The following is a 26,667-nucleotide window of genomic DNA, read 5'->3' as shown; positions in this document are numbered from 1 at the left end:
CCGCTCTGGTTCGCCATGCTGTACACACACCCACCTGCAGTGATTGCGCACGGTCACCCTCCGGGGTGCGGCAGTGAGAGGGCACTGATTGGCTGCGACGTGTCCCCGACCCCTCCCGTCCCCAGGAGTGATGATGAGCGTTGCAGGCGAGTCCGCCAGTCGTGCGCAGCAGATGCAGGACAAGGTCCGTGAGCTGAACGAGCGTGCCGAGCACACGAGCGATCCCATGGAACGCCGTAGGCTGCACGACGAGGTCCGACGCCTGCTCGAGCCCATACAGCAGGGCGGACGCGCGGCCGAGGACAGGCCCGGACGCCGTGCCGGCAGCCGGAAGGACGAGTTCCCGCCCCGGTGACGCACCGTTCGCGTCCAGCGGTACCGATGGCCTCCCCCGAACTGCAGGGGAGGCCATTCGTGCCTGGCAAAGGGACTCCCGGCCGATCCGGCCGTGCGGCCTGCTCGACGTCACTCTCGAGAGCGGCGAACCCCTGGTGAAGGGCAAGAGGGTCACCGGGTTCTCCTGGCCGGAGGAGGAGCTTGCCCAGCGGGACAAGGCAGTGCCCTACAGCCTGCAGGACGGGCTGACGAAGCTGGGAGCCGACTACAGCACCGCGGACAAGCCCTTCGACTCCTACGTCGTGGAAGACGGCCGCCTGATCACCGGACAGAACCCCGGCAGCGCGAAGGCCGTCGCCGACGCGGTCTTCAGCGGTGTTCGGGGTTCTCGAAGTCGAAGCGGCAGCCCGCGTCCCATTCGGATCGCTGGTTGCCGTGCGCCGGAATCCCGCCCGCCCGCTTGAGCATGGCCGCCAGGTGCAACAGGTTCCACGTCATGAAGGTGGTGTTGCGATTGGTGAACTCGTTGTCGGGTCCGCCGGATCCGGGATCGAGATACGACGGTCCTGGGCCCGCCTCCCCGATCCAGCCCGCGTCGGCCTGCGGCGGGATGGTGTACCCGAGGTGCTGGAGGCTGTAGAGCACATTCATCGCGCAGTGCTTCACGCCGTCTTCATTGCCGGTGATCAGGCAGCCGCCGGCCCTGCCGTAGTAGGCGTACTGACCCTTCTCGTTGAGCAGGCTGGAACAGGCATAGAGCCGCTCGATCACCTTTTTCATGACCGACGAGTTGTCTCCCAGCCAGATGGGGCCGGCCAGCACGAGGATGTCGGCCGCCATCACCTGGTCGTACAGTGCGGGCCACTCGTCACTGGACCAGCCGTGTTCCGTCATGTCCGGCCATACGCCGGTCGCGATGTCGTGGTCGACAGCCCGTACGACGTCGACGCTTACGCCCTGCGCCTCCATCACGTCCCGGCTCCTGTCGATCAGCCCTTGTGTATTGCTGACTTCGGGTGAGCGTTTGAGTGTGCAGTTGACGACAAGGGCGCGCAGGTCGTCGTAGCGAGCGGACGATGAGTCGGCAGCGGGCGACTGGGTGGTCACAGGTCCTCCTGGCTTCCGCCGCCGTGCCGTCACGGCGGTGCAACACCGACCATCGTGCTGGCAGGGATCTGGATACGACTGTTATGGCACAGTCGAGCACCGGTGATCACTCCGACAGCCGAACATCCGGCAGGCCGGCCCTTGACGGGCGTGCCCTTCACCCGACCGGGGGTCGGTGCGTGGTTCGCCCTCCGGCATGTGCATACGTTCGGCCCATGGAAACCCACCCCACCTCCGGTCCGCAGAACTCCGAGACGGGGACCGAGGACGTCGCGAACCTGATGGTCCGCTGTCTTGAGGCCGAGGGCGTGGAGTACATCTTCGGGATCCCGGGCGAAGAGAATATCCGCTTCATCGATGCCCTGGACGGCTCGCGCATCCGCTACGTCCTGGTCCGCCACGAGCAGGGCGCCTCGTTCATGGCCGAGATCTACGGACGCCTGACCGGGCGGGCCGGGGTGTGCTCGGCCACGCTGGGGCCCGGTGCGATCAATCTCCTGCTGGGTGCCGCGGACGCGACGACCAACAGCACACCGTTCGTGGCTCTTGCCGCGCAGGGATCGCTGGGCCGGGTACACAAGGAGTCCCATCAGGTCATCGATCTGGTGTCGATGTTCGCGCCGGTCACCCAGTGGTCCGCTCGCGTGGACAGCCCTGCCGCGGTGCCCGAGATGGTACGGAAGGCGTTCAAGACCGCGCAGAGCGAGCGTCCGGGAGCGGTCTTCGTAGCAGTCCCCGAGGACATCGAAGCCTCACGGATCACCGAGCCGCTCAACCCCTTGCAGGTCGACACGGTCCATGCCGACGCGCCGTCGCCCTCCCAGATCGCCCGGGCAGCGGAGGTTCTCGCGACGGCGCGCCGACCGGTCGTGCTAGCCGGCCACGGCGCCGCGAGGGGCAAGGCGTCAGAGGCTCTCATGCGTTTTGCCGAGCGGCTGAACGTGCCTGTGGCGACCACCTTCCACGGGAAGGGCGTCTTCCCCGACGACCACCCGAACGCGCTCGGGGCGGTCGGCTTTATGCGCCACGACTATTCCAACTTCGGTTTCGACACCGCAGACGTCCTCATCTGCGTCGGCTACGAAGTCCAGGAGTTCGACCCGGTGAAGATCAATCCGGACGGTGACAAGCACATCGTTCACCTGCACCGGTTTCCCGCCGAGGTAGATGCGCACTACCCGGTCACTGTCGGCGTCGAGGGCGATCTTTCGCAGGCACTGGACGCACTGGCGGCTGCGCTGCCGGACAGCCTCGACTACGAGTCAGGGACCGGTGCGCACATCCGGGCCCTGCTCAACGAGGAGCTGGAGTACGGACGACGGAGCGACGCATGCCCGCTCGTGCCGCAGCGCGTGGTCGCCGACGTGCGAGCGGCACTGGGTCGCGACGACATCGTGCTCGCCGACACCGGCGCCGGAAAGATGTGGATGGCCCGCCTGTATCCGGCGTACGAGCGGGACACCTGCCTGGTCTCCAACGGACTGTCCACCATGGGCTTCGCGCTGCCCGGTGCCATCGCCGCGAAACTCGCCCGTCCGGAGCGGCGTGTGCTGGCCGTGATGGGCGACGGCTCTTTCCTGATGAACTCCCAGGAACTGGAGACTGCCGTTCGCGAACACATCCCGCTGGTGGTCCTCGTACTGGTCGACGAGGAATACGGCCTGATCACCTGGAAGATGGAGCTCGAACTCGAACGCCACAGCCACACCCGCTTCACCAATCCGGACTTCGTCGCCTACGCCGAGAGCTTCGGCGCCCACGGCTACCGCATCGAGACGGCCGATCAGCTACTGCCGGTGCTGCAGCGTTCGCTGGCCGGTGACGGGGTGTCGGTGATCGCCTGCCCCGTCGATTACTCCGAGAACCTGCGGCTCACCGAGCGGCTCGGCGCGCTCCACGGCCCGTTCTGACTCCACGTGTCAACAACGCTCGTCATCAATACACTTTGGGGATCAGTCGGTGTCGAGGCCGTCGACCAGGCGGTTGAGGAACCGGGTGAACGTGGCTTCCGGGGTGAGCGGACGCCCGGGTGCGGCGAGGGCCTCGGCGAGCTCCGGATGGTGGCCGTCCGCGGCGACAGCGGCGAGGTAGCGGGCCTCGGCTGCGGCCCGGTCGGGTGATCCCGCGGCTGCGGCCTGCGCGATCTCGTGGGCGACGTGCCCGGCTACGAATCCGGTGAGCTGGGCGAAGACCTCCAGCTTCGCTGCGCCGTCCAGCCCGGTGGGCCGCAGGGTGGCAAGGGCGCGTTCCAGGAAGGCCAGGGTGTTGGGGCCGGGTGTCCGGTGGGCCGACAGGGCAGTGGGCAGCCAGGGATGCCGGAGCATGTGAGCGCGCTGGAGGTGGGCGATGGCCTTGAGGCCGGTGCGCCAGTCGCCGGTGCGGTCGTCCGCCCTCGGCAGTTCGCCGCTGACGTGGTCGACCATCAGTTCCAGCAGCGTCTCCTTGTCGGGAGCGTAGCTGTAGAGCGACATGGCGCCGGCTCCGACCTGTGAGGCGACCCGTCGGATGGTGACCGCGTCGAGCCCTTCCGCGTCTGCGAGGGCGACGGCTGCCGCTGTGATCGCCTCGCGGCTGAAGGTGGGCCTGCGCCCCCTGCGGGGCCGGGTGGGGCCGAGCCAGAGTTCTTGGGGGTCGACGCTCGTGGCGCCGGACCCGCCGTCAGGGGTACCGATCTCCGTTTTCCTTTCCTCGCCGCTGCCTCTCGTGTGGAAGCCATCCAAGCATCCACTATTCTCGTACGTAGTACGAGAATAGTGGAGGGCAACGATGACATCACGCACGCACGACGCCGTGCCGAGGCCGGCCTGGACGCCGCCGTCCGGGAAGCCGCCCCTGTCCGCACGGATGATGAGAGCGACCTGGCGCAATCTCCCGGCCAAGCGGCACGAAGCCGGGTGGGAGCCGGGATTGGTGGTTCCGGCCGCCGACGGCAGCCCGTTGCGTACGGATCACTACTTTCCGCGCGGAGAGGGGGACTTCCCCACCCTTGTCGTGCGCTCGCCGTACGGCAGGGGCGTGCCGTGGTCACCCATGTACGGCATGCTCTTCGCCGAACAGGGCTTCCACGTGGTCCTGCAAAGCTGCCGCGGCACCGGGGGCTCGGGCGGCCGGTTCGATCTGTGGCGCAACGAGGCCGACGACGGCCAGGCCACGGTGACCTGGCTGCGAGAGCAGCCCTGGTTCAACGGAATTCTGGGCACGGTCGGCCCCAGTTACCTGGGTTACGTGCAGTGGGCGCTCGCCCTGGACCCGCCACCGGAGCTGAAGGCGATGGTGGTACAGGTGGGTCTGCACGATCCCTACGCCCTGTTTCACACCGACGGTGCACTCCGACTGGAGAACGCCCTCGCTGTCGGTCTCGGCATGACATACCAGCATCGGGGGATCGGCCCTTTCGTGAGGGCGACGCTGCGCCTGCAGCGCCGACTGCGCGCCATCACCACCGCGCAGCCGCTGCGTGGGGCCCACGTGTCCGCCCTGGGGGGTGAAGCGCCCTGGCTGGACGACGTGATGACGCACCCGGACGCCAACGACCCGTACTGGCTGGGCGCGTCCCCGGGAGAAGCGGCGGAGCGGCTGAGCGTGCCCACCGGCCTGATCACCGGATGGCACGACGCGCTGGCCGACCAGACCTTCGAGCAGTACGGCCGGCTGCGTCGGGCCGGGTGCGAGACCGCCCTGCTCGTCGGCCCCTGGACACACACCTCCGCACTTCAACAGGGCTGGCCCGAGGTGTTCGCCGAGAGCCTCGCCTGGCTGCGCGCGCACCTGTGCGCCGACCCCTCCGGCCTGCGCCCCACCGGAGTGCGCGTACACGTCGGCGGTGCAAGCGAGTGGCGTGACCTCGACGACTGGCCGCTGTCCCCGGCCGCGACGTCATGGTTCCCCGCCCCGGACGGGTATCTCACCCAGCAGGCACCCACGGACAGCACACCGCTGACGTCCATCCGCTACGACCCGGCCGACCCCACCCCGTCCATCGGCGGCCCTCTGCTCTCCCGCTCCGCCGGACCCCGCGACAACAGCGCCCTGGAAGCCCGGGAAGACGTCCTGACATTCACGGGCCCGCCGCTGGCCGAGCCCGTGGACGTCCTCGGCCCGGTCTTCGCGCGGCTGAGCATTTCCACGGACACCGGATACGCCGACGTCTTCACCCGACTGTGCGACGTGGACGCACAGGGCCGTTCCATCAACGTCTGTGACGGACTGGCTCAGCTGCGGACGGTTGAGCAGGCGCCCTCGATGGTCACCGTACCGATGAGTTCGACCGCCCACCGCTTCGCCGCCGGTCACCGTATCCGCTGGCAGATCAGCGGAGGTGCCCATCCGCGCTACGCCCGTAATCCCGGCACCGGGGAGTCGTCGGTCGACGCCACCGACTTCACACCGGTACGCCTCATGCTCCACGCGGACTCCGCACTGATGCTTCCCGGGAGCACCGAGGCTGCGCAGCCCTTCGAAGGTGAACAGCCCGACGCATAGACAGCGGGGCGCCACCGGGAAAAAGGGATACAGTCCTGGCGCACGACGTCCTCGTCCACCACCTGGTGGCCCTCCGACGGGTTCTGCCGCGGGCGGGCCACCATGGCGTCCGGGGAGGGCGTCGTCCACAGCGCCTCGGTGTCACCGGCGCCGCAGGTCCGGGCCTCAACAGCCGGGCGCGTGCGGGTCCTCCCAGCGGGCGGGGCCCGGTAGGCCGAGCAGCCGTATCAGATGGAGTAATTCCTCGGAATCGCCGTGGGCTCGCAGCCGGTCAGGGGCGTGGCGGATGAGCCAGGCGGCGAGCTCGGCGCACATCTCATCCCCGTTCTCACGACTGTGCCACGGGAGTTGATCCCCCAGCAGGTCGAACTCCCACTGCCTTACCGCCTCGGCCAGGTTCTGGTCGGCCACGGGATGACGCAGTTCCGCCCAGACGGTGAGCCACGGACTGAGCTCGGCGGACGCCTCGGCGCACAGGGCCAGGACCTCGTACGCGGGCACGGCGGGATCCGGGTCGGTGAGACTGAGAGCCCACCAGGCGTGCAGGAACTCCCGCACCGCTGCGGCTTGCCCGACAGGCCACCGCTGCCAGTGGCCTCGGGCGAATGACCGTCCGGCCTCCTCCATACCGAATGGTTCGACGAGGCCACGGACAAGTGCCGCGGCGAACTGAGGCAGGATGCGACGCAGCACGGCCGCGTGGTCGGTCCAGTCCGGGGCATCCCAGGTGCGACGCAGGAGATCGGGGTCCAACTCCAGGCCCGGCACCTTCAACTGCGCGAGTTCCTCTGCGCTGCCCCAGTGACACGGGCAGTTGTACTCGTCGGAACGGGCGGTCATGCCACGGAAGGTGACGGCGAGGCCGTCCAGTGCAGCGTGGAGACGGAGTCGAGCGGGAGCCACGTCACGATTCATCGGGGGGCGCACGTCCTTCAGGTACTTCAGAGGGCTTCCGTCAGCCGAAGATTCCTACTCTACGTGGCCTCAATACTGCCTTCGTCGTGGCCTGGCAAGGCGGGAACGTCATCGCCGGACGCCGTGACCGTGGAACTGTTCCTGTGACCGACCCGCTTGGTGATCGGTTTGCCCGAGGGGGCGAATTCGGCGGAATGCGCACCTCATGAGAGGTACCTCACCGGACTCGGGCCACCGTCCGTGCACAAGATGCCGCCTGCTGCCGGGCTGTGCCAACGTGGAGGGAGCAGCGGCGCAGCCCCGTCGTGCCGGGGCCGGAAATGAGGTGCCGATGGATCCGGTCGATGCCCTGCGGCGGATCGCCTTCCTGCTGGAACGCGATCAGGCTGCCCCGTACCGCGTCCAGGCGTTCCGTAAGGCCGCCGCCACGGTGGGGGCGATGACGGGCGACGAGATCGCGGAACGAGTGGCGTCGGGGTCGCTGGAGTCGGTCAAGGGCATCGGGCCGAAGACGGCACAGGTGGTACGGGAAGCGCTGGCCGGGGAAGCCCCGGGCTACCTCCAGCGGCTGGAGGACGCCGCCGCGGCTCCCCTCGCGGAAGGGGGTGAAACGCTGCTCGCCCTGCTGCGTGGCGACTGCCATCTGCACTCCGACTGGTCGGACGGCGGAAGTCCGATCGAGGAGATGGGACGGACGGCGATCGAACTGGGGCACGAGTGGGCGGTCCTCACCGACCACTCGCCCCGGCTGACTGTGGCGAACGGACTGTCGCTCGAACGGCTGCGCCGCCAATTGGAGGTCGTAGCCGCACTCAACGAGCAGTGGGCACCCTTCCGGCTGCTCACCGGCATCGAGTGCGACATCCTTCCGGACGGCTCCCTCGACCAGGAGGACCGACTGCTGGAGCAGCTCGACGTGGTGGTCGTGTCCGTGCACTCCAAGCTGCGGATGGACGGGCGGGCCATGACGCGCCGGCTGGTCGCGGCCGTTCGCCATCCGCAGGCGGATGTACTGGGGCACTGCACGGGCCGTCTGATCACCGGCCGGGGACGCCCGGAGTCGGAGTTCGACGCGGACGAGGTCTTCGTCGCGTGTGCCGAGGCGGGCACCGCGGTGGAGATCAACAGCCGTCCGGAGCGGCTCGATCCGCCGCGGCGTCTGCTGCGGCGGGCCGTCGACGCAGGTGTGCTGTTCGCGATCGATACCGACGCGCACGCGCCGGGACAGCTCGACTGGCAGATCTTCGGCTGCGCCCGGGCAGAGGAGTGTGGTGTGCCCGCCGAACGCGTCATCACGTCGTGGCCGGTGGACGAACTGCTGGCCTGGTCATGACGCCGAGCCCGGTCGGTCCGTGGCGAGGGCGAAGACATGGAGGGCCGGTGACTTCGCGCCCATGTAGCGGGGCCCCGTGGGCAGAGTGACGGATCTCGTCCGTGCCGGAGCTCGCTTCGACCGCGGCCATCTCGTCGAGCGCCCCGAGGCCGTGGCAGCCTGATCCTCGTTACTGAGGCACCGATGGAGGCATCCGCCATGTCCGCTCTTGACCGCCAGACCGCCTACTGGGACGCCGCGGCGGCCACGAAGCAGTTCACGCACCCACTGCACACACCGTGGCTGGACGGCATCAGCCGACATGCCGCAGTCCTCGACTACGGCTGTGGATACGGCCGGACCATGGACGTCCTCGCAGAGCAGGGTTTCGACAACCTCACCGGCGTCGATACCTCGCCCGGAATGATCGCCAAGGCCCGCAGCCTGCACCCCGCTATGCGCTTCGCCGTCCTGGACGCGCCGCCGACACTGGCATGTGCGGACGCCAGTGTCGATGTGATCATGCTCTTCGCGGTGCTGACCTGCATTCCCGGCAGCGAGGCGCAGCGGCGGTTGATCGGCGAGCTGGACCGTGTGCTCAAGCCCGGCGGGTTGCTCTACCTCAGCGACATGCTGCTTCAGCACGACGAGCGCAATCGCGACCGTTATGTCAGGTTCGCCGAACGCTACGGCACCTACGGGGTGTTCGAGACCGACGACGGCGCGGTGTGCCGCCACCATGGGAGCGACTGGTTCGCTTCCCTGCTCGCAGGGTTCACGACTGCCGACACCCGAGGGATCGCCATCACGACCATGAACGGGCATGAATCAGCAGGCATTCAGATCCTGGCTCACAAGGCGACCTCGGCTTGCCAGCCACCTGTCCTCTGACACGAGGCCGGAAGACACATCCACAGGTATTGATAATTTCTCTCTTTTTACACGGAGCCGGCCAGCGTGCTGCAGAACAAAGTCGGCGGATATCCGGCCTGGATGCAGCCGCCGGACTGGCCGTCCTGCGACCGCGGTCACCGTATGGAGCACCTCCTCAGCGTCACCGGGGAGGATGGCCTGGACATGGACATGGGCGACGCAAGAGGCATCCATTGTCTTCCTCTGCAGCCGTTGCCCCGAGAGACGGTGGAGTTGATCTTGTCCGTGACGGGTCTGGGGAATGCGAGGTGACTGCCGAACTCCGGTGGGTGGTGGAGGAATTGCGCTCCACGACCGCCACGCGAAATGAGTGGAGCATGCTGAATTCGCTGCCCGCCGGGGCTCCGCCCGAGAGAATCGGAGCCGACCTGCCCGACCGGTACCGGGAGTTCCTCGCGGTATGCGACGGCGCCACCTGCGGAGACGTCACCGTGTTCGACGCCGCGACGGTCGACAGCATGCAGTTCTACGCGGACCCGATCGACGCGGCCGAGGTCAACCTCGGCCGCGAGGAGTGGTTCTGCCTCGGTGTGGTCTCCGACGAACCGTTCTTCGTCAACCGATCGACGGGGGCGGTCTGGTACTTCCCCGACACCGGGGTCGAATGGTGGAAGTCGGCCGTCTTCGAGAGGGCGGCCGACGACTTCACCACGTTCTTCCTGGAGTGGGTGGCGGGACCGCGCTACATGCACCTCACCGGCTCCCAACCGGAGGAGCAATGGCCCGAACTTCTCGGCGGGCTGGGCCGACTGGGAGGATGAACGACCGGCTGAGAGCCTGTCGGGCGACCTCTGATCGGGCGGCCACGCCCTGGCACGCACGCTTCCTGCGTTGCCGAAATGCCCTAGTAGCTCCTTCCCCAAGCTCTCAGCTTCGTTCGAGCAGGGGAGACCCCATCCGAGGGCCCTCCGGCGCCTTGGAATCGCACGCACCAGACCGCGTCCGCTTTCCGATCGAAGGCCACCCGACAGGCTCTGAGGCGCTTGCTCGGCGGGTGACCCGGCCGAGCCCTTTCGTCTGCGCCGACCCCTTCAGGACGACGGAGGCCCTGCGGGCCGTCTTCACGGTGAGCAGGGTGGCGCACGCCTCACGGTCGGCTCTCCTTGTGGAGAGATCATCTGCGGGTGTCGCCGGGCTGCCCAATCCCTTCCGTGGGTGCGACCGGAATGACCACTGCTTCGCCCGTCGAGTCGCTCTCCGACCGCTACGGCTCACCGCGTCCTCTCGCCACCGGCGGATCCGTCGACCCGACCGACGTAGCAGCTCGGGCTGCCGCTTCTCGTGCGTACGCCCGGGCGGCCCCCTGGCGTCACACCTTTGATATGCCCGATATGACAGCTAATAGGGGTATTAGTACGTTTTATCACAGGTCGGCTGCACGGCCGGCGTCTCTGAGACAGGAAGAAGTGACATGATCGCGCGCAACTTCGCCGTGACCGCCGCCGTAGTAGGCGCATCGGTCCTTGCCGTCACCGGCATCACCTATGCCTCGGCCAACGGATCCACCCAGGCCGCCCCGTCCGTCCCGAAGTCCGTGCCGTCCGTGCCGAAGGCCGACCCTGCCGGGACGCTCCCTGATGGGAACGGCGGATACGGGAAGGGGGACGGCGGCCGTGATGACGGCGGCCGTGATGACGGCGGCCGTGATGACGGCGGCCGTGATGACGGGAGCCGCGACTATGGGGGCCGTGATGACGGGGGTCGCGATGATGGGGGCCGTGATGACGGGGGTCGCGGCTACGAGGGTCGCGACCGCGGTTCGGACCGCGGCTACGACCGCGGGGAAGACGGAAGAATCCAATTCAACGATCGGACGTACTCCGCCGCCTCCGAAGGCTGCATCACCGCGGCCAGCGGACTGGGCTCAACCAGCTTCAGCATCAGCAACGACAGCTGGAAGACCGTTGAGGTCTACCGCGGGTCCACCTGCGACAACGGCTCTCCGGTCGCCACCGTCGGTCCCCACGGCGCCACCCATGGCGTCGTGACCCCCACGGTCGAGGGGGGCTTGTTCGCCAACAATGGCGTCGTGGGCAGCTTTCGGGTGATCGGTGACCGCTACGACAGGTGGTAACAGCGCCACCCGCATCACTTGGAACCCGCGGTCCGTCGGAATCGGTCCGGGGTCTCCGGGAAGTCGGCCAGGGCCAGCAAGGGGCGTCGCGTCGGACAAGGACGCCGCGCACCGGGTCCCGACCGGCAGCCGGTGCGCCGTCAACTCCGACGCCAGGAACCCCCGGGGCAGAGCTGGGCAGGTCGATGGCAGAGGGGTGGACAGGCACTCGAGGCTCCTGGTGGAAGACGTTGCTCGGCAACTCATCCACCGGGAGCTTCGTCACATCCCCATGGAAACCCTTTGTGTCCACGGCGCGAGGCTCTCCTCGGATCGCGCCGTTTGTCGGCGGCCATCTCCTTCTCGTACAGCTCGGGCCAGGTGTCCGTCTTCCAGCCGTGCTTCCTCATGTGCCGGTCACACGCCGGTCGCGCAGTCGTGGTCGATCGCCCGGACCCGTTCGGTCCTGACGCCGCGCTCCGCCCCCACTGCGCGGCTGCGGTCGATCGGCCCCTCCGTGTTGCTGATCTCGGGGGGAACGCTGGAGCGTGCAGTCGATGTGTATCGGGCGCAGAGCGTCGAAGCGGTACGCGTCGTCGGCACGGCCCGGTGCCACCATGCGGGGGCTCCTCTGTGCGTACGGAAGATTGTGAGGCCTGCCCCTGGTCTACCGTCACGCACGGGCTCACCCGGCCATGGGCGCGCGGGTGCCACCCGTACGCAGCAAGTGCGGCGCACCCATCGCCTCGCGTGCGAGGTGAGTACGAGAACCCATGTGCCGCGGCCGCCGCTCCGATTGAGTCGTACGGATGAGCGGGGCTGGGGTGCGTGCATCGCAAGACGGAGGATTGAGCCATGGCGGAGCCATGGTGATTGACGACAATGCCGCGAGGTGCGTGCCCCAGCCCCGTGACGCCGCCCCCAATTGCCGGTCGGTCTAAAAGTCCGGCGGAGGCGGGCGGCAGGCGGAAGGCACCGGACCCGCCTGGTCACCCGATGGAAGCGGCGGCGGCCGCCGCTCCGGGCGCGCCTCCGCCCTGCCGCATGCCCGGCCCACGAACAGTCGATCAAGACGAGCGGGTGCCCGGCTCCCGCGCTCCAATGAACTCGTGACCGCGCCCCCCGACGACTGCCTCGCGCGCAATGACTGGTTCTGCGGTGCCTATCTGACCAGCCGTCGCAACATTCTCTGGGACGCCGTCCTCCAGCACCTCCAGCTGACCGCGGTCTCCGTGTGCCTCGGACTGCTCCTCGCCCTTCCGCTCGCGCTTGCCGCCCGTCGCCTGCGCTGGGCGGCCGGACCCGTCCTCGGCGTGACGACCATCCTCTACACCGTGCCGTCGCTCGCCATGTTCTCGCTGCTGCTGCCGGTCTACGGACTTTCCGCCTCGCTCGTCGTCGCGGGGCTTGTCCTCTACTCGCTCACCCTTCTCGTACGGAACATCCTCGCCGGACTGCGCGCCGTGCCCGAGGAGACCCGGCAGGCCGCGCGCGGCATGGGCTACGGGCCCGTCCGGCTCCTTGTCGCCGTGGAACTGCCGCTCGCTCTGCCCGCCGCCATGGCCGGGCTGAGGATCGCCACCGTCTCCGCGGTCTCCCTGGTCACCGTCGGTGCGATCGTCGGCTACGGCGGGCTCGGCAATCTCATCTACTCCGGGATGAACACCTACTTCAAGGCCCAGGTGCTCACCGCGTCCGTACTCTGCGTCGTCATCGCCGTCGCCGCCGACCTGCTGCTGCTCGGCGCGCAGCGGCTGCTGACCCCGTGGACCCGTAGGCAGTCGTGAACACCCTCTCCGACACCTGGTCCTGGCTCACCAGCTCCGCCCACTGGACCGGCGACAACGGCATCTGGCACCGGCTCGAACAGCACCTCGTCCTCACCGTCGTCTGCCTGCTGATCAGCTGCCTCATCGCGCTGCCCGCCGCTCTCTTCCTCGGCCATCTCGGCAAGGGCGGGGCACTCGCCGTCAATATCTCCAACATCGGCCGCGCCGTCCCCACCTTCGCCGTCCTGGTCCTGCTGCTCCTCACCCCGATCGGCAGGTACGGCGAGGGGCCGACCGTCGTCGCCCTGGTGCTGTTCGCCGTCCCGCCGCTGCTCACCAATGCGTACGTGGGGATGCGGGAGGTCGACCGCGATGTCGTACGGGCCGCCCGCGGCATGGGCATGACGGGGCGGCAGCTGCTGCTGCGGGTCGAAGTGCCGCTCGCCCTGCCGTTGATCCTCACCGGTGTACGGATCGCGGCCGTCCAGCTCGTCGCCACCGCCACCCTGGCCGCGCTGGCGGGCGGCGGGGGACTCGGTCGCATCATCACCGCGGGCTTCAACCTCGCCTCCACCCCGCAGGTGGTGGCCGGGGCGATCCTCGTCGCCGTGTTCGCCCTGATCTTCGAAGGGATCTTCGAGCTCGGGCAGCGGCTCGCCCCCGACTGGGTGCGCGGCGAGGAATCCCGATGAGGGACGGCCGGACCGTGCCCGTACTCCTGACACTGCTGCTGACCGCGGCCGCGTGCACCACCGGGCCCGCCCTGGAGGACCAGGGCGAGGTCACCGCCCCGCCGGGCGACAGCAAACACCTCACCATCGGATCGGCGGGCTTCACCGAGAGCGACCTGCTCGCCCAGATGTACGCGCTGCTGCTCGACCGGGCCGGCTACTCCACCAAGGTCATCTCCGTCACCAACCGGGAGATCTACGAACCGGCGCTGGAGAGCGGCCAGATCGACGCCGTACCGGAGTACGCCGCCACCTTCGCCGACTGGCTGAACGCACAGAAGAACGGCGCTGACGCCGCCCCCGTCGGCTCACCCGACCTCGACACCACCATGAAGGCCCTGCGCGCCCTCGCCGCACCCCGCGGCCTCACCGTCCTCGCCCCGGGCCGCGCCGTCGACCAGAACGCGTACGCGGTCACCGCCCCGTACGCGGCGAAGCACCGGCTGAGGACGCTCAGCGACCTGGGCAGGTCAGGGCTTCCCGTACGGCTGGCCGCGGGCGACGAGTGCGTGCAGCGGCCCTACTGCGCTCCAGGACTGAAGAACACGTACGGCATCGACATCGCCGCCGTCGATCCCAAGGGCGTCGGCACCACACAGGCGAAACAGGCGGTCCGGAGCGGTCGGGACCAGATGGTCCTGACCACCACCACCGACGCCACCCTCGACACCTTCGGGCTGGTTCTGCTCGCCGACGACAGGCATCTGCAGAACGCCGACTACCTCGTCCCCGTCGTCAACCGGTCCCGGGCGGGAAGCCCAGGCGTACGCGACGCACTGGACCGGCTCAACACCGTGCTGACGACCGCCGATCTCGCCCGGATGAACGAGCAGGTGGACAGCTGGCGGCGGCTCCCCGAGGACGTCGCGCGGAACTACCTGGAGTCCAAGGAGCTCATTCCGGGCAGCTGAGCGGCGTGCGCGTACCTACCAGGGAAGTTCCGTGATCCGCGCGGTGATCCGCTCGCGGTCCCCGGCACCGTCCGCGACCAGCACCCGGTTCTTCGCACCGGGCGTCGGGCGTACCTGATCAACGCGGGGTCCGGCGAATCGGTCGCACCGGCCCATCGGTCCGTCAGGCGTCCGCCACCGAGTCGAACTGCACCTCGTCGCGCCCCACTCCCCGCGCGTCCGCGTCCACCGACCGGCGCAGCGCCTCGTGGAGTTTCGCCGGAGTCAGTACGCCGAGGAAACGCGACCCGTCCAGCACCGCCACCCACCCGGCGTCGTGCTGCAGCATCTCGCTGAATGCCTGCTTCAGCGGGGCCCCGACCGGTACCCACGCATCCATCCGGCGCGCCAGTTCGCCGACCGTGCCGTGTTCCCCGGCGATCCGCAGTGCGTCCGCCGGCACCCAGCCGTGCAGTTCACCCTCGCCGCCGAGCACGACCGCCCAGCGGGCCCCCGCGCCGTTCAGCCGGGCCGCCGCCGAGCGTGCGGGCTCGTCGAGCCGGGCGATCGGCGGCTCCTCCAGGTCGTCCCGCTCGATGGTGGTGACCGACAGCCGTTTCAGACCACGGTCCGCGCCGACGAATTGGGCCACGTACGGCGTCGCCGGTGTGCCGAGCACGGTGGCCGGCTTGTCGAACTGCTCGATGCGCCCCTCCCCGTACACCGCGATCCGGTCGCCCATCCGGACCGCTTCCTCGATGTCATGGGTGACCATCAGGACCGTCTTCCTGACGGCCGCCTGCAGACTCAGGAACTCGTTCTGCAACCGCTCCCGCACCACCGGGTCGACCGCACCGAACGGTTCGTCCATCAGTAGCACCGGCGGATCGGCGGCCAGCGCCCGTGCGACACCCACCCGTTGGCGCTGGCCGCCGGAGAGTTGGGCGGGGTACCGGGAGCCGTACGTCTTCGGGTCGAGCCCCACCAGATCCAGCAGTTCCGCCGCCCGCTCCCGGGCCCTGCCCCGCTTCCAGCCGACCAGGGAGGGAACGGTCGCGGTGTTGTCGAGGATCGTCCGGTGCGGGAAGAGGCCGACCTGCTGGATGACATAGCCGATCCGGCGGCGCAGCCGCACCGGGTCGATCCCCGCGATGTCCTCGCCGTCCACCAGGATCCGGCCCGAGGTCGGCTCGATCAGCCGGTTCACCATCATCATCGTGGTGGTCTTGCCGCAGCCCGACGGCCCGACGAGGGTGACGAGTTCCCCCTCGGCGACCTCGAAGGACAGCCTGTCGACCGCGGTTGTACCGTCCGGATAGACCTTGCCGACCTGCTCGAACCGGATCATGACTGCACGCTAGGAGCCCCCCGGGCGCGTCGCACACGGGCCGGGACTGTCCGAGTCACGGGCGTGTGCTGAACTGTCGGTGATACGTCTGATTCAGGAGCACCTTATGACCAGTTACCGGCAGCCCGGCGTCGTTCTCACCGACCGCCGTTTCACCGTCCCGCTCGATCACGCCGATCCGGGCGGCGAGCAGATCGAGATCTTCGGCCGGGAGGCCGTCGCGAGCGGCAGGGTCGACGACGAGCTGCCGTGGCTGGTGTACCTGGAGGGCGGACCCGGCTTCGGTGCCCGTCGTTTCGTCGGTACGGAGGCCTGGCTGGGGCGGGCGGTGAAGGAGTTCCGGGTGCTGCTGCTCGACCAGCGCGGCACCGGGCTGTCCACACCGGCCAACCGACAGACCCTTCCGCTGCGCGGCGGCCCACGTGAGCAGGCCGACTATCTCGCCCACTTCCGGTCCGACAACATCGTGCGCGACTGCGAGCTGATCCGGCCGCAGCTGACCGGCGGCGCACCGTGGACCGTGCTCGGCCAGTCGTTCGGCGGCTTCTGCGCGGTCCGTTATCTGTCGGTTGCCCCCGAGGGGCTCGAGGCCGTCCTGATCACCGGCGGACTGCCCTCGCTCGACGCCCACGCCGACGACGTGTACCGGGCCGCGTACCCGCGGATCGAGCGGAAGGTCGCTGCCCACTACGCCCGCTACCCGCAGGACGTCGAGCGCGCCCGCGAGATTGCCGCGTATCTCCTGGAGCACCGCCCGGAGAGCGCCGGACACCGCCTGACGCCCGAGGGGTTCCAGTCCCTCGGCATCATGCTGGGCGGCGACAGCGGCAGCCATCAGCTGCACTACCTGCTGGAGAACGCCTTTGTCCGTACGCCGCTGGGTACCGAGCTCTCCGACACGTTCCAGGAGGCCGTGCGCACCGCCAACTCGTTTGCGGGCCACCCGCTGTACGCCCTGATGCACGAGGCGATCTACGGCCAGGGCAAGGAGTCCACCGGCTGGTCCGCCGAGCGGGTCCGCGCCGAATTCCCGCAATTCGACGCCGCCACCGCCCTGGCCGGCGACGCGCCCGTGCTCTTCACCGGCGAGAGCATCCACCCCTGGCACTTCGACGTGGACCCGGCCCTGCGCCCGCTGCGCGAGACCGCCGAACTGCTCGCCTCCCGTACCGACTGGCCCGAGCTGTACGACACCGAGCGGCTCGCCGCCAATGATGTACCGGTGGCCGCGGCCGTCTATCACGACGACATGTACGTCGACACCGAGCACGCGCTGCGCACCGCCTCGGCGATCCGCGGACTGCGTACCTGGGTGACGAACGAGTTCGAGCACGACGGGCTGCGCGCCGGGGGACCGCGGGTGCTCGACCGGCTGCTCGCCCTTGTCCGGGACGAGGTCTGACCTGGTTGTTCACGGCAGGTGCCGGTCACGCGGGTAGCGTGACCGGCACCTGCCGTACGGGTACGTCCGGACCGCTTCAGCCCTGCAGGGCGTCCAGCGTGGCGTCGAAGTCCGCAGCCGAGCGCGGGGTCCGGTTGTGCGGCAGCTTCGACAGGACAGCGGCCATTCCGCAGGTGTTGGTCACCGCGGAGAAGACCAGACCGGAGCCGACGCCGGCCGAAAGCCAGCGCGCGGCTGGGAAACGCCGGCCCGCGAGCAGACCGGCCACCACGAGCGAACCGGCGGCGAACCGGACCTGACGCTCCATCGGCCAGGTGGCCCGGGCGCCGGCGGGACGGTCCAGGTCGTGGCCCTCGCCCTCCCATGCGGAGGTGCCGCCGGACAGCGTGACGGCGTCGATGTCCGCCGCGGCGAGAATGTCGCAGGCCCGGGTGGAACGCACGCCGGAGGCGCACACCACGAGCAGGGATCCGCGGGCCGCCGCCGCCTTCAGGGCGGGCAGCGCCTCTTCGAGACGGTCCAGCGGGATGTTCAGCGCGCCGGGCACGTGCCCGGAGGTGTACTCGCCCGGAGCCCGCACGTCGATGACGGTGAACTCCGCGATCCGGGCTGCGGCCTGGGCGGGGGAGAGGGAGGCGGGGCTGGTCACGAGGGATGCTTCCTTTCGTCGCCGGGGCGTACCCCGGACAGGTAGAATACCCCTTGGGGTATTCGGAGGAGGATGTGTGGAAATAGACATGGCGGCCGACGAACTGAAGTCGGTACTCAACCGCCTTCGCCGCGCTCAGGGCCAGCTTGCCGCGATCATCAGGATGATCGAGGAGGGCCGGGACTGCGAGGACGTCATCACGCAGATGGCAGCCGTTTCGCGCGCGCTCGACCGGGCCGGTTTCGCGATCATCGCGACGGGCCTTCAGCACTGCATGGCCGACGACGGCGCAGAACCGGCCGACCGGGACCAGATGCGCGCCCGGCTGGAGAAGCTCTTCCTCTCGCTGGCCTGAGCCCGGATCCGGGGTCGGTGCCGTGGCTCAGGCCACGGCATCGACCAGCATGAAGAGGGCCACGGCGAGCAGCGCAGCGCCGAAGATCCGCTGGAGCGCGGCTGTGGACACCTTGGTGGCCAGCCGCTTACCGTCCCACGCACCGAGGACCGCCGCCGCCGTGAACGGGACGATCACTGCCCAGTCCAGCGAGGTGGGCGTGGTGAGGCGGGTGGCCAGAGCGGCCATGGAGTTCACCGTGATGACGAGCAGGCTGGTGCCGACCGCCGCCGTCATGGGCACGGCGAGGACGGTGACCAGCGCGGGCACGGCGAGAAATCCTCCGCCGACCCCGAGGAACCCGGTCACGGCGCCGAGACCGGCCCCGGCGCGGACGACCCGCCCGGCGCCCGTACGGTCGGCGGGGCCCGGGGCGTTCGGCTTGGCCGAAGCCGCCTCGCACCGCGCAGGCGCCCGCGGCCGGATCATCCGCACTGCCGCCACCACCGCGAGCACCGCGAACGCCGCCGTCAGTACCTCCGCCGGAATCCGGACCGACAGTGCCCCGGCCACCGCCGCCGGCACGATGCCGGCCACCGCGAAGAGGCCGCCGGTCCGCCAGCGGACGTGACCGTCCCTGGCGTGCGCGACCAGCCCGGTCAGGGAGGTCGCGATGACGATGAGCAGAGCTGCGGTGGTGGCCGCGGCCGGGGTGAATCCGAGCAGATAGATCAGCGCGGGAACGGCGAGGACGCTGCCGCCGCCGCCCAGCCCGCCCAGTGCCAGACCGACCACGGCACCGGCGGTCAGGGCCAGGATGAGGGTGCTCATGCGACGGTGCCCGCCGCTCCGTGACGGTTTCGGACAGGCAGCCCCTCGGCCGCCCAGGCGGTCATGCCGCCGGTGACATCGACGGCCTCGGTGCCGCGTCCGGCGAGGATGCGGGCGGCCTGCCGGGACCGGTGGCCGGAACGGCAGATGGCCACCACGGGGCGGCCCGCCGCCGAAGCGGGCAGCGACTGCCCGGCGGTTAGCCGGGAGAGCGGCAGATGGACGGCGCCCGGGGCGTGTCCGGCCTTCCACTCGGAGGTTTCGCGTACGTCGAGCAGAACCGCCGCACCATCGGCGGTCCGGCGGAGGGCCTCGGCCGGGGTGACACGGCCGGGGCCGCGCCCGAAGAAGGACATCAGGGAAAACATGGGGAAGTGCTCCAGAAGTACGGGACGGGAGTCCGACGGTCAGGCGGTGGCCGGTGCGGTGCCGGTCGTCCCGTCGGGGGCACCGGCTGCCGGAACCGCGAGCGTCAGGCCGGCGGCCTCAGCCGCGCCGAACCTGTTGTCGACTGCCACGACCTCGCGCCCGGCGGCGTCCAGCAGCGACGCCGCGATCGCCGCCCGCATCCCGCCTGCGCAGTGCACCCACACCACTCCGCCCGGCACCTCGGCCAGCCGCTTGGGCAGCTCGTGCACCGGAATGTGCACCGACCCGGCTATCGCACCGGTGCGGCGCTCGGCGTCCCTGCGGACATCGAGAACCACCGGCTGCTCGCCGCGCTCGCGTGCCGCGGCCAGCCCCGCGAAGTCCGACCTGCGGAACGAGTGCAGCTCTTCCGCCGTGCGGACCCAGGACCGCGGGTCACCGGTCGCAGCGGCCACCGGGCGGCCGAGGCCAACCCGGGTCAGCTCGCGCTGGGCGTGCGCGACGTCGGCGGCGCTGCTCGCCAGCAGGGTGACGGGCCTGCCCCACGGGATCAGCCAGGCGAGATACGTGGCGAGCTGCCCCTCGCCCTCGAAGTTGAACGAACCGGCGACATGCCCCTCGGCGAACGCCACCCGGCTGCGCAGATCCACCACCCACTCACCTGCGGCCAGCCGTCGCGCGATCTGCTCGGCGTCGGCCGGGCCGGGCGGGGTCAGATCGACCGGATCGGGACCCGCGGCGTTGGCCGGGCCCATGTGCGCGTAGTAGGCGGGGACGTCGTCCAGTCCGGCGAGCAGCTCGGCGACGAACGTGTCCACATCCTTGACGAGCGCGTCGTTACGGGCCCGCTCGGCGCCGATCGTCGTGGTGTTCCCGTCGGCCTGTGCGGAGGAACAGAAGCTGCCGAAGCCGTGGGTCGGCAGTACGGGAACGGCGTCGTCGAGCTCGTCGGCGAGCCGGTGCGCGGAGGCGTGCTGGGCACGGGCCAGCGCTGCGGTCAGCCGGGGCTCCACCAGGTCGGGCCGGCCCACGCTGCCGATCAGCAGCGAACCGCCGGTGAAGGCGGCCACCGCGCGGCCGTCCTCCTCCAGTACGTACGAGGTGTGGTGCGGGGTGTGCCCGGGGGTGGCCATCGCGTGCAGCGTCAGCCCCTCGTCGACCGGGGCGGTGTCCCCGTCGGCGACCGGAACCCGGTCGAAGGAGACCAGTGCGGCGGCGGGCACCAGGTACTGGGCCCCGGTGACACGCGCCAGCTCCAGGCCGCCCGTCACGTAGTCGTTGTGCAGATGTGTCTCCACGACCAGGGCGATCCGCACGCCGCGCCGTGCTGCCGCGGCGATGACCCGGTCGATGTCGCGCGGCGGGTCCACCACCAGCGCGGAGTACCGGCCGCCCGCCAGATAGCTGCGGTTGCCGAGGCCGGCGGTCTCCAGGGTGTCGACGAAGAACACGGCATGACTCCTTTCGTACAGTTTACCCCGGGGGGTATCTCTCGCCAAGGTTAGCACTTATACCCCAGGGGGTATTTCCGAATCCCGGTGTGACGTACGGAACGACAGCGGCTGTCGCCCGCCCCGCCCGCTCGGCTCGGCGGCGCGAGGTCGCCGACGTGTTCGCCACTCGCCGTGAGGCGCGTACCGGCACCCTTCGACCCGGAGGCGGGTGCACCGCCGGGGGGAGTGCGAACGGTGGGCGTGCGTCGCGGCACCGGGCGCCGCCGGACCATCGCCGCGGTCATCCGCGGGCGCCGTCCCGAGGGCGCCCGGCGTGAAGTGTTCCGTGGAGCCGTCGCCGGTGTACCGCACGTACGTGTTCGAGCTCGTCCCGCGCCTGGGTGCGGCCCTTCCCGCGCCCGGTGGCGGACCGTACGGTTGGCCGCGCGCCATCATCTGACCGTCCGTCAGTCATGGGGCAGGGGCGTCCGCGCTCGACATCCTCGACGAGGACATCCCGAAGGGTGAGGAGAGGGTGAAGGGACGTGCCCGGGCCACGCGGGGGGAACGGCTCGGCTCCCGTCCGGCGGATCACGGGCGGAGTCATCACCGGGTCTCCGCGGCCGGGGCAGCGCCGTGGAGGACGTAGGCCCTCCTGTCGTGGCGCGTGACGACCGCGCGGTAGATCTTGAGCCGGCTGATCGTCCACTCGACCTCGTTGCCGCGTGTGCGCGGGCACACGCGCGCGGACGTCGGCACGGGGACCCTCGGGAGACTCCACGCCGGGGGATTCCGGGGCCGGCGGGGCCTCCGAGACGCATCCGGAGGCCCCGTGACGCGTTCTTGCGAACTGCGGAGCCCGGAACCGTGCTCCGCGATGGTTCTCCCGGGTGGTCATGGGAGCGGGATCGCCCGGGGCGGGTAGTCAACAGATCTGTACCACCCGTTCCTTCCCGTAATTCAAGCCTCGCCGGAGCCACCGTGAAATTCGGAGTCTCAACCTTCATCACCGACCAGGGGATCAGCCCGACCTCGCTCGGAACCGCCCTCGAGGAACGTGCTTTCGACTCGCTGTTCATCGCCGAGCACTCCCATATCCCGGCCGACCGCCAGACGCCCTACCCGGGTGGTGGTGAGCTGCCGGAGATGTACTACCGCACCCTCGACCCCTTCGTGGCCCTGACCGCGATCGGCGTGGTGACCGAGCGGCTGCTGCTGGGCACCGGCATCGCGCTGATCCCGCAGCGCGACCCGATCATCACCGCGAAGGAAGTCGCTTCGCTCGATCTGATCTCCGGCGGCCGGGTGATCTTCGGTATCGGTGTCGGCTGGAACCGTGAGGAGATGAGGAACCACGGCACGGACCCCTCGACCCGTGGCCGGCTCACCGACGAGCGGCTGCGCGCCATGCGAGAGCTATGGACCTCGGAGAAGGCCGAGTTTCACGGCGAGTTCGTGAACTTCGATCCGGTCTTCGCGTGGCCCAAACCCGTGCAGCGCCCCCATCCGCCGATCTACGTCGGTGGCGGCGAGGGCGCGTTCCCGCGGGTGGCACAGCTCGGAGACGCGTGGCTGGCCAACAGCGCGTCGCCGCAGGAGCTCGGTCCACAGATCGAGCGGCTGCGCGCACGTGCCGAACGAGAGGTGCCGGTGACGGTGTACGCGGCTCCCGACGACCCCGAGCAGATCGAGGGCTACGGCCGTCTGGGCGTCGAACGGCTGCTGTTCTACGTGCCGACGATGCCCGAACGGGAGACGCTGGGGTACCTCGACGGGCTGGCCGAAGTGGCTGCCCGGTACCGCTGAGACGCCGGAAACCACTGCGCCCAGGGATGAGGGACCGATCCGGGGAACCGCGACCACCGGAACTTCCGTGACTGCCGTAAGGAGTGCGATGCCCACTCTGACGAGCGCTGAGGCACGTGAGCGGTTCGCCGCGGCGCGCATCGCCCACCTCGCGACGATCGGCACCGACAGCCGCCCGCACCTGGTGCCGGTGGTGTTCGCCCTGGACGGCGACACGGTGATGCTGGCCGTGGACCACAAACCGAAACGGACGATGCGGCTGAAACGCCTGGCCAACATCGCCGCCAACCCATCGGTCTGTCTGCTCACCGACCACTACGAGGAGGACTGGGAACGACTGTGGTGGGTGCGGGCCGACGGTGAGGCCCGCGTGCTGCCCCCGCCGGACCGCTTCCCCGAGGCCGCCCGCCGCGTCGGCCTGCTCACGGCGAAATACCGGCAGTACGCCGACCGCCCGCCCGACGGACCGATGGTCGAAGTCTCGGTGCTGCGTTGGAGCGGCTGGCGCGCGTCCTGAGCCGCGCGGCCATACGACCGGGCGGTTCTCGGCCCACGTCGCCGGAGGACGGTGCGAGACCTGCCGATGCGAGGGTTTCGTGGCCGTGGAGCCGCAGAACGTCGCCGAGCTGCTCGCCGTGACGGTGGACAGGGCTGCCCTGTGGGGTGTCCGGCCCCGATCCACCATGATCCGGACGAAAGACCCTGACTCCCTTCAGGTGGAGGGCGGGTGAAGGGACCGCGACGCAGCTGCCCGTGTACCGGCACCATGGGCGGCGCGACGCGAGACCGCCGTTGCCAGTTCGCTCCGTCCACCACGAGCGAGTGACCGGTGATGAATCGGGCGTAGGGCGAGGCCGGGACCGGCTCCCGGATGTCGCCGACCGCGGCCGGCACCGTGCCGCCCCGAGCGCCGCCGGCTCCTCCCGCGCGGCCGACAGTCGCTCCGGCCTGCGGCCCACGATCACCAGATCCGCGCCGAGCCGGGCTAACTCCGCCGCTGTCGCCTTCCCGGGCCCTGAGCCGCCACCGGTCACCGGCACCACCGTAGAGGCGTGTGTGCCCACGGCCGCGCACTCGCGCCGGATGGTGGCAGGGCGGCCAGTCCCGGGGTGTACCAGTGCTCCGTCATGCCGTATCGATACCCCATCACAAAGACAAAACACCAGGTCCAGGCGTTGATGTTGTCCAGACCATTGACATGTCGGCGCCATGATGTTGAATTCGGTCTCGTTGTGTTGCGCGACTCTGATGACTCGAGTGACCCATGGAGGACATGTGACGCCTCGCCCACCCCGTCTCACCGCGCTCGGCGCGGCCGCGAGTCTGCTCGTTGGCGGCCTGCTCGCCGCCGCACCGTCCGCCCAGGCCGCCGACAGCGGCCGGCCGGCCGGCCCGGGGAACGCCGTGACCGGCCAGCGCACTCCGGCCATCACCCCGACGCCTCAGTCGGTCAGGACCCGGTCCGACCGGGTCACGATCAGCCCCACCGTCACCCTGGTGACGGGTGACACCTCCGACGAGCCCTCCGTGAAGGTTGTCGAAGCCGCGCTGCGCCGCGCCGGTGCGCAGCGGATCGTACGGAGCGACAGGCCCGGCAGGAGCGGACTCACCGTCCACGTCGGTGTCTCCGCCGCCCTCGCGGACCAGCACATCGAGGGCCCCGACGCGCTGCCCGCCGACGGATATGTCCTCGGTGTCGGCGCCGACCGCATCGTCCTCGCGGGCAAGGACACCACTGGCACGTACTACGCCGCCCAGACCCTCCGTCAGATCCTGCCGCGGCAGAGCCACCCCGGCGCGGAGGTCGACGGGCTCGCGGTACGCGACTGGCCGGGCACCGCGCTGCGCGGCGTCATCGAGGGCTTCTACGGCACCCCGTGGTCGCACAAGGCCCGCCTCGACCAGCTCGACTACTACGGCGAGCACAAGATGAACATCTATGTGTACTCGCCGAAGGACGACGCGTACCTCCGCGAGAAGTGGCGCGACCAGTACCCTGCGGAGCAGTTGGCGCAGATCAAGGAACTCACCGACCGGGCCGTGCAGCGGCACGTCGAGTTCACCTACGCCCTCTCGCCCGGGCTCTCCGTCTGCTACAGCTCCGACGCCGACGCCAAGGCGCTCGTCGACAAGTTCCAGGCGATCTGGGACATCGGCGTTCGCACCTTCGCGGTCCCGCTCGACGACATCAGCTACACCGACTGGAACTGTGCGGCGGACAAGGCAAAATGGGGGACCGGTGGTGGTGCGGCGGGCGCCGCGCAGGCGTATCTCCTGAACAAGGTGAACAAGGAGTTCATCGCCACGCACCCGGGTGCCCAGCCGCTTCAGATGGTGCCCACCGAGTACTACAACGTCTCGGCCACGGCCTACAAGAAGGCGCTCGCCGAGCAGCTCGACCCCAATGTCCTTGTCGAGTGGACAGGTGTCGGCGTCATCGCGCCGACGATGACCGTCGCCCAGGCCAAGGCCGCCCGCACGGTTTTCAACCACCCGATCCTGACCTGGGACAACTACCCGGTCAACGACTATGTCACCAACCGGCTGCTGCTCGGCCCGTTCAACGGCCGCGAGAAGGGGCTGCCGGGCGAGCTGGCCGGGATCACCGCCAACCCGATGATCCAGCCGTACGCCTCCAAGCTTTCGCTCTACACGGTCGCGGACTACTCCTGGAACGACGCCGCGTACGACGAGCGTGCCTCGTGGCTGCGGGGGCTCAAGGAGTACGCGGGCGGCGACGGCCGCACCGAGAAGGCGCTGCGGGCCTTCGCCGACATCAACTACAGCTCGGCCCTGAACAAGCAGGAAGCACCCGACCTGGCGGGCGAGTTCGCCCGCTACTGGCAGTCCGGCGACGCGGACCGGCTCACCTCTGTGCTCCGCGACCTGGGCAACGCCCCGGACCGCCTGCGCAGCAGTCTCCCGGACCGCGGCTTCATCGACGACTCGGGCCCCTGGCTGGACGCCACCGAGTCCTGGGCGACCGCGACCCGGACGGCACTGCGCATGGTCGAGGCGGCCCGCGCCGGAAAGGGTACGCAGGCGTGGGAGCTCCGCCAGCAGCTGCCCGCACTCGTGGCCGAGGCAAAGTCTTTCACCTACACGGGACTTGACGGCCGCAAGGTGCCGGTCACCGTCGGCAACGGGGTGCTGGACGGATTCTTCGACAAGGCCACCGCCGAGCACGACCGGATCATCGGTGTGAGCGGCAGGCCCACGGCATCCACCAGCCTCGGTACGTACCAGACCAACACCGTCGCCCGGATGATCGACGGCGACGACTCGACGTACTTCTGGAGCGACGGTGCGCCCGCCGCCGGTGATCAGGTCACCGTCGACCTGGGCCGCGTAAGGGAGATCGGCGGCATCACCTTGGCCATGGCCAAGCCGGGAAGCACCGACGACTACCTCCACGACGGGGTGCTGGAGTACTCCGCCGACGGGCAGACCTGGCAGCAGCTCACCGCCTTCTCCGGAAAGCCGGACGTCACCGCGACCGCGCCCGCCGGGACGAAGGTCCGCTATGTGCGGGCGCGGGCGACCGCGGGCCAGACGAACTGGCTCGTCGTACGCGAGTTCGCCATCGAGACGGAGGACGGTGCGGTGGCCGGCGGACCGCCCGCCGCCGCCGGATCCGCCCTGCGTTCGGCGGCCGACGGCAACCTCGGCACCGTCTACCGGGCGGCGCGCGCGCCCGAGTCCGGTGAGGCGCTGGAGCTGGGGCTCGGCTCCGCGCGCTCCGTCGGGTCCGTCACCGTCCTGCAGCCGGCCGGCTCGGACGCCCTCGCCGACATCCAGCTGCGGGGCACCGACGGGACCTGGAGGACCGTCGGTGCGCTCGACGGTCCGTATACCAGGGTGAATCCGGCAGGCCTGACGGCCGATGCGGTACGTCTCGCCTGGCGCGCCGGGTCCGCCGCACCGCAGATCGCCGAGCTGGTGGTCGGCTGAACCGGTAGGGGCCGCC

The 26,667-nt window shown here is 69.8% G+C and carries 25 protein-coding genes; 16 read left to right on the top strand and 9 right to left on the bottom strand.

The window, feature by feature from the left end:
* The first annotated feature begins 133 nt into the window (after positions 1 to 133).
* Positions 134 to 355 (top strand): DUF6381 family protein, encoded by a 222-nt coding sequence (locus tag ACWD6R_RS04260; protein WP_451817296.1) that lies wholly within the window; start codon positions 134 to 136, stop codon positions 353 to 355.
* Between the two features lie 350 nt (positions 356 to 705).
* On the opposite strand, the gene ACWD6R_RS04255 is transcribed toward ACWD6R_RS04260, so the two are convergent.
* Positions 706 to 1,443, bottom strand: a complete 738-nt coding sequence (locus ACWD6R_RS04255) for a flavodoxin family protein (RefSeq protein ID WP_451817295.1) — start codon at positions 1,441 to 1,443, stop codon at positions 706 to 708.
* Between the two features lie 215 nt (positions 1,444 to 1,658).
* Here ACWD6R_RS04255 and ACWD6R_RS04250 point away from each other — a divergent pair, with 215 nt between their 5' ends.
* Positions 1,659 to 3,353 (top strand): acetolactate synthase large subunit, encoded by a 1,695-nt coding sequence (locus ACWD6R_RS04250; RefSeq protein ID WP_451817294.1) that lies wholly within the window; start codon positions 1,659 to 1,661, stop codon positions 3,351 to 3,353.
* Positions 3,354 to 3,395: 42 nt separating this feature from the next.
* Here ACWD6R_RS04250 and ACWD6R_RS04245 read toward each other — a convergent pair whose 3' ends face one another.
* Entirely contained in the window at positions 3,396 to 4,115 is a 720-nt protein-coding gene (locus tag ACWD6R_RS04245) for a TetR/AcrR family transcriptional regulator C-terminal domain-containing protein (RefSeq protein WP_451817358.1), read from the bottom strand.
* Between the two features lie 94 nt (positions 4,116 to 4,209).
* On the opposite strand from ACWD6R_RS04245, the gene ACWD6R_RS04240 reads away from it, so the two are divergent.
* A complete protein-coding gene (locus ACWD6R_RS04240) occupies positions 4,210 to 5,925 on the top strand; it encodes a CocE/NonD family hydrolase (RefSeq protein ID WP_451817293.1) in 1,716 nt (571 codons plus the stop codon).
* Between the two features lie 165 nt (positions 5,926 to 6,090).
* Here the strand turns inward: ACWD6R_RS04240 and ACWD6R_RS04235 are convergent, their stop codons facing one another.
* Positions 6,091 to 6,765 (bottom strand): hypothetical protein, encoded by a 675-nt coding sequence (locus ACWD6R_RS04235; protein ID WP_451817292.1) that lies wholly within the window; start codon positions 6,763 to 6,765, stop codon positions 6,091 to 6,093.
* 406 nt (positions 6,766 to 7,171) lie between these two features.
* On the opposite strand from ACWD6R_RS04235, the gene ACWD6R_RS04230 reads away from it, so the two are divergent.
* From ACWD6R_RS04230 to ACWD6R_RS04200, 7 genes are all read left to right on the top strand, one after another.
* A complete protein-coding gene (locus tag ACWD6R_RS04230) occupies positions 7,172 to 8,173 on the top strand; it encodes a PHP domain-containing protein (RefSeq protein WP_451817291.1) in 1,002 nt (333 codons plus the stop codon).
* Positions 8,174 to 8,371: 198 nt separating this feature from the next.
* The gene (locus ACWD6R_RS04225; RefSeq protein WP_451817290.1) at positions 8,372 to 9,043 is read left to right on the top strand and encodes a class I SAM-dependent methyltransferase; all 672 of its coding nucleotides are present in this window, start codon (positions 8,372 to 8,374) and stop codon (positions 9,041 to 9,043) included.
* Between the two features lie 359 nt (positions 9,044 to 9,402).
* Positions 9,403 to 9,846, top strand: coding sequence for an SMI1/KNR4 family protein (locus ACWD6R_RS04220; protein ID WP_451817289.1), 444 nt, complete (start codon positions 9,403 to 9,405; stop codon positions 9,844 to 9,846).
* A 650-nt stretch (positions 9,847 to 10,496) separates the two neighbouring features.
* Positions 10,497 to 11,159 carry a hypothetical protein gene (locus ACWD6R_RS04215; protein WP_451817288.1) on the top strand — a complete coding sequence of 221 codons (663 nt, stop codon included), beginning with the start codon at positions 10,497 to 10,499 and terminating at the stop codon, positions 11,157 to 11,159.
* A gap of 1,088 nt (positions 11,160 to 12,247) precedes the next feature.
* Complete coding sequence (locus tag ACWD6R_RS04210; RefSeq protein ID WP_451817287.1) at positions 12,248 to 12,925, top strand: ABC transporter permease; 678 nt, start codon at positions 12,248 to 12,250, stop codon at positions 12,923 to 12,925.
* Positions 12,922 to 13,599, top strand: coding sequence for an ABC transporter permease (locus ACWD6R_RS04205; protein ID WP_451817286.1), 678 nt, complete (start codon positions 12,922 to 12,924; stop codon positions 13,597 to 13,599). Before ACWD6R_RS04210 ends, ACWD6R_RS04205 begins: the two co-directional genes overlap by 4 nt.
* Positions 13,596 to 14,549, top strand: a complete 954-nt coding sequence (locus ACWD6R_RS04200) for an ABC transporter substrate-binding protein (protein WP_451817285.1) — start codon at positions 13,596 to 13,598, stop codon at positions 14,547 to 14,549. Before ACWD6R_RS04205 ends, ACWD6R_RS04200 begins: the two co-directional genes overlap by 4 nt.
* A 163-nt stretch (positions 14,550 to 14,712) precedes the next feature.
* On the opposite strand, the gene ACWD6R_RS04195 is transcribed toward ACWD6R_RS04200, so the two are convergent.
* On the bottom strand, positions 14,713 to 15,876 hold the full coding sequence (locus ACWD6R_RS04195) for an ABC transporter ATP-binding protein (RefSeq protein WP_451817284.1): 1,164 nt from the start codon (positions 15,874 to 15,876) through the stop codon (positions 14,713 to 14,715).
* Between the two features lie 106 nt (positions 15,877 to 15,982).
* On the opposite strand from ACWD6R_RS04195, the gene ACWD6R_RS04190 reads away from it, so the two are divergent.
* Positions 15,983 to 17,278 (top strand): alpha/beta fold hydrolase, encoded by a 1,296-nt coding sequence (locus tag ACWD6R_RS04190; protein ID WP_451817283.1) that lies wholly within the window; start codon positions 15,983 to 15,985, stop codon positions 17,276 to 17,278.
* A gap of 76 nt (positions 17,279 to 17,354) precedes the next feature.
* Here ACWD6R_RS04190 and ACWD6R_RS04185 read toward each other — a convergent pair whose 3' ends face one another.
* Positions 17,355 to 17,927: a rhodanese-like domain-containing protein gene (locus ACWD6R_RS04185; protein WP_451817282.1), complete on the bottom strand. Its 573-nt coding sequence runs from the start codon at positions 17,925 to 17,927 to the stop codon at positions 17,355 to 17,357.
* 76 nt (positions 17,928 to 18,003) lie between these two features.
* On the opposite strand from ACWD6R_RS04185, the gene ACWD6R_RS04180 reads away from it, so the two are divergent.
* On the top strand, positions 18,004 to 18,282 hold the full coding sequence (locus ACWD6R_RS04180) for a metal-sensitive transcriptional regulator (RefSeq protein ID WP_266978054.1): 279 nt from the start codon (positions 18,004 to 18,006) through the stop codon (positions 18,280 to 18,282).
* Positions 18,283 to 18,309: 27 nt separating this feature from the next.
* Here the strand turns inward: ACWD6R_RS04180 and ACWD6R_RS04175 are convergent, their stop codons facing one another.
* From ACWD6R_RS04175 to ACWD6R_RS04160, 4 genes are all read right to left on the bottom strand, one after another.
* Entirely contained in the window at positions 18,310 to 19,092 is a 783-nt protein-coding gene (locus ACWD6R_RS04175) for a sulfite exporter TauE/SafE family protein (RefSeq protein ID WP_451817281.1), read from the bottom strand.
* On the bottom strand, positions 19,089 to 19,448 hold the full coding sequence (locus ACWD6R_RS04170) for a rhodanese-like domain-containing protein (protein ID WP_451817357.1): 360 nt from the start codon (positions 19,446 to 19,448) through the stop codon (positions 19,089 to 19,091). Before ACWD6R_RS04170 ends, ACWD6R_RS04175 begins: the two co-directional genes overlap by 4 nt.
* Positions 19,449 to 19,499: 51 nt before the next feature.
* Entirely contained in the window at positions 19,500 to 20,912 is a 1,413-nt protein-coding gene (locus ACWD6R_RS04165; RefSeq protein ID WP_451817280.1) for a rhodanese-like domain-containing protein, read from the bottom strand.
* 588 nt (positions 20,913 to 21,500) lie between these two features.
* On the bottom strand, positions 21,501 to 21,635 hold the full coding sequence (locus tag ACWD6R_RS04160) for a hypothetical protein (protein ID WP_451817279.1): 135 nt from the start codon (positions 21,633 to 21,635) through the stop codon (positions 21,501 to 21,503).
* Positions 21,636 to 21,875: 240 nt separating this feature from the next.
* Between ACWD6R_RS04160 and ACWD6R_RS04155 the strand changes: the two genes are divergently transcribed.
* The 4 genes from ACWD6R_RS04155 (at position 21,876) to ACWD6R_RS04140 (ending at position 26,651) form a co-directional block, all read left to right on the top strand.
* Positions 21,876 to 22,700 carry an LLM class F420-dependent oxidoreductase gene (locus ACWD6R_RS04155; RefSeq protein WP_451817278.1) on the top strand — a complete coding sequence of 275 codons (825 nt, stop codon included), beginning with the start codon at positions 21,876 to 21,878 and terminating at the stop codon, positions 22,698 to 22,700.
* 88 nt (positions 22,701 to 22,788) lie between these two features.
* Positions 22,789 to 23,217, top strand: a complete 429-nt coding sequence (locus ACWD6R_RS04150) for a TIGR03668 family PPOX class F420-dependent oxidoreductase (RefSeq protein ID WP_451817277.1) — start codon at positions 22,789 to 22,791, stop codon at positions 23,215 to 23,217.
* 85 nt (positions 23,218 to 23,302) lie between these two features.
* Entirely contained in the window at positions 23,303 to 23,431 is a 129-nt protein-coding gene (locus ACWD6R_RS04145) for a hypothetical protein (protein ID WP_451817276.1), read from the top strand.
* Between the two features lie 544 nt (positions 23,432 to 23,975).
* Positions 23,976 to 26,651 (top strand): beta-N-acetylglucosaminidase domain-containing protein, encoded by a 2,676-nt coding sequence (locus tag ACWD6R_RS04140; protein ID WP_451817275.1) that lies wholly within the window; start codon positions 23,976 to 23,978, stop codon positions 26,649 to 26,651.
* The last annotated feature ends 16 nt before the right edge of the window (positions 26,652 to 26,667 follow it).

Source organism: Streptomyces sp. NPDC005151 (assembly GCF_053599875.1).
This window is presented reverse-complemented; position numbering and strand designations above follow the sequence as displayed.

Coding starts and splice junctions, on each gene's coding strand:
- ACWD6R_RS04260 (WP_451817296.1), top strand. CDS start 134: ATGAGCGTTGCAGGCGAGTCCGCCAGTCGTGCGCAGCAGATGCAGGAC.
- ACWD6R_RS04250 (WP_451817294.1), top strand. CDS start 1,659: ATGGAAACCCACCCCACCTCCGGTCCGCAGAACTCCGAGACGGGGACC.
- ACWD6R_RS04240 (WP_451817293.1), top strand. CDS start 4,210: ATGACATCACGCACGCACGACGCCGTGCCGAGGCCGGCCTGGACGCCG.
- ACWD6R_RS04235 (WP_451817292.1), bottom strand. CDS start 6,765: ATGACCGCCCGTTCCGACGAGTACAACTGCCCGTGTCACTGGGGCAGC.
- ACWD6R_RS04230 (WP_451817291.1), top strand. CDS start 7,172: ATGGATCCGGTCGATGCCCTGCGGCGGATCGCCTTCCTGCTGGAACGC.
- ACWD6R_RS04225 (WP_451817290.1), top strand. CDS start 8,372: ATGTCCGCTCTTGACCGCCAGACCGCCTACTGGGACGCCGCGGCGGCC.
- ACWD6R_RS04220 (WP_451817289.1), top strand. CDS start 9,403: ATGCTGAATTCGCTGCCCGCCGGGGCTCCGCCCGAGAGAATCGGAGCC.
- ACWD6R_RS04215 (WP_451817288.1), top strand. CDS start 10,497: ATGATCGCGCGCAACTTCGCCGTGACCGCCGCCGTAGTAGGCGCATCG.
- ACWD6R_RS04200 (WP_451817285.1), top strand. CDS start 13,596: ATGAGGGACGGCCGGACCGTGCCCGTACTCCTGACACTGCTGCTGACC.
- ACWD6R_RS04195 (WP_451817284.1), bottom strand. CDS start 15,876: ATGATCCGGTTCGAGCAGGTCGGCAAGGTCTATCCGGACGGTACAACC.
- ACWD6R_RS04190 (WP_451817283.1), top strand. CDS start 15,983: ATGACCAGTTACCGGCAGCCCGGCGTCGTTCTCACCGACCGCCGTTTC.
- ACWD6R_RS04175 (WP_451817281.1), bottom strand. CDS start 19,092: ATGAGCACCCTCATCCTGGCCCTGACCGCCGGTGCCGTGGTCGGTCTG.
- ACWD6R_RS04170 (WP_451817357.1), bottom strand. CDS start 19,448: ATGTCCTTCTTCGGGCGCGGCCCCGGCCGTGTCACCCCGGCCGAGGCC.
- ACWD6R_RS04150 (WP_451817277.1), top strand. CDS start 22,789: ATGCCCACTCTGACGAGCGCTGAGGCACGTGAGCGGTTCGCCGCGGCG.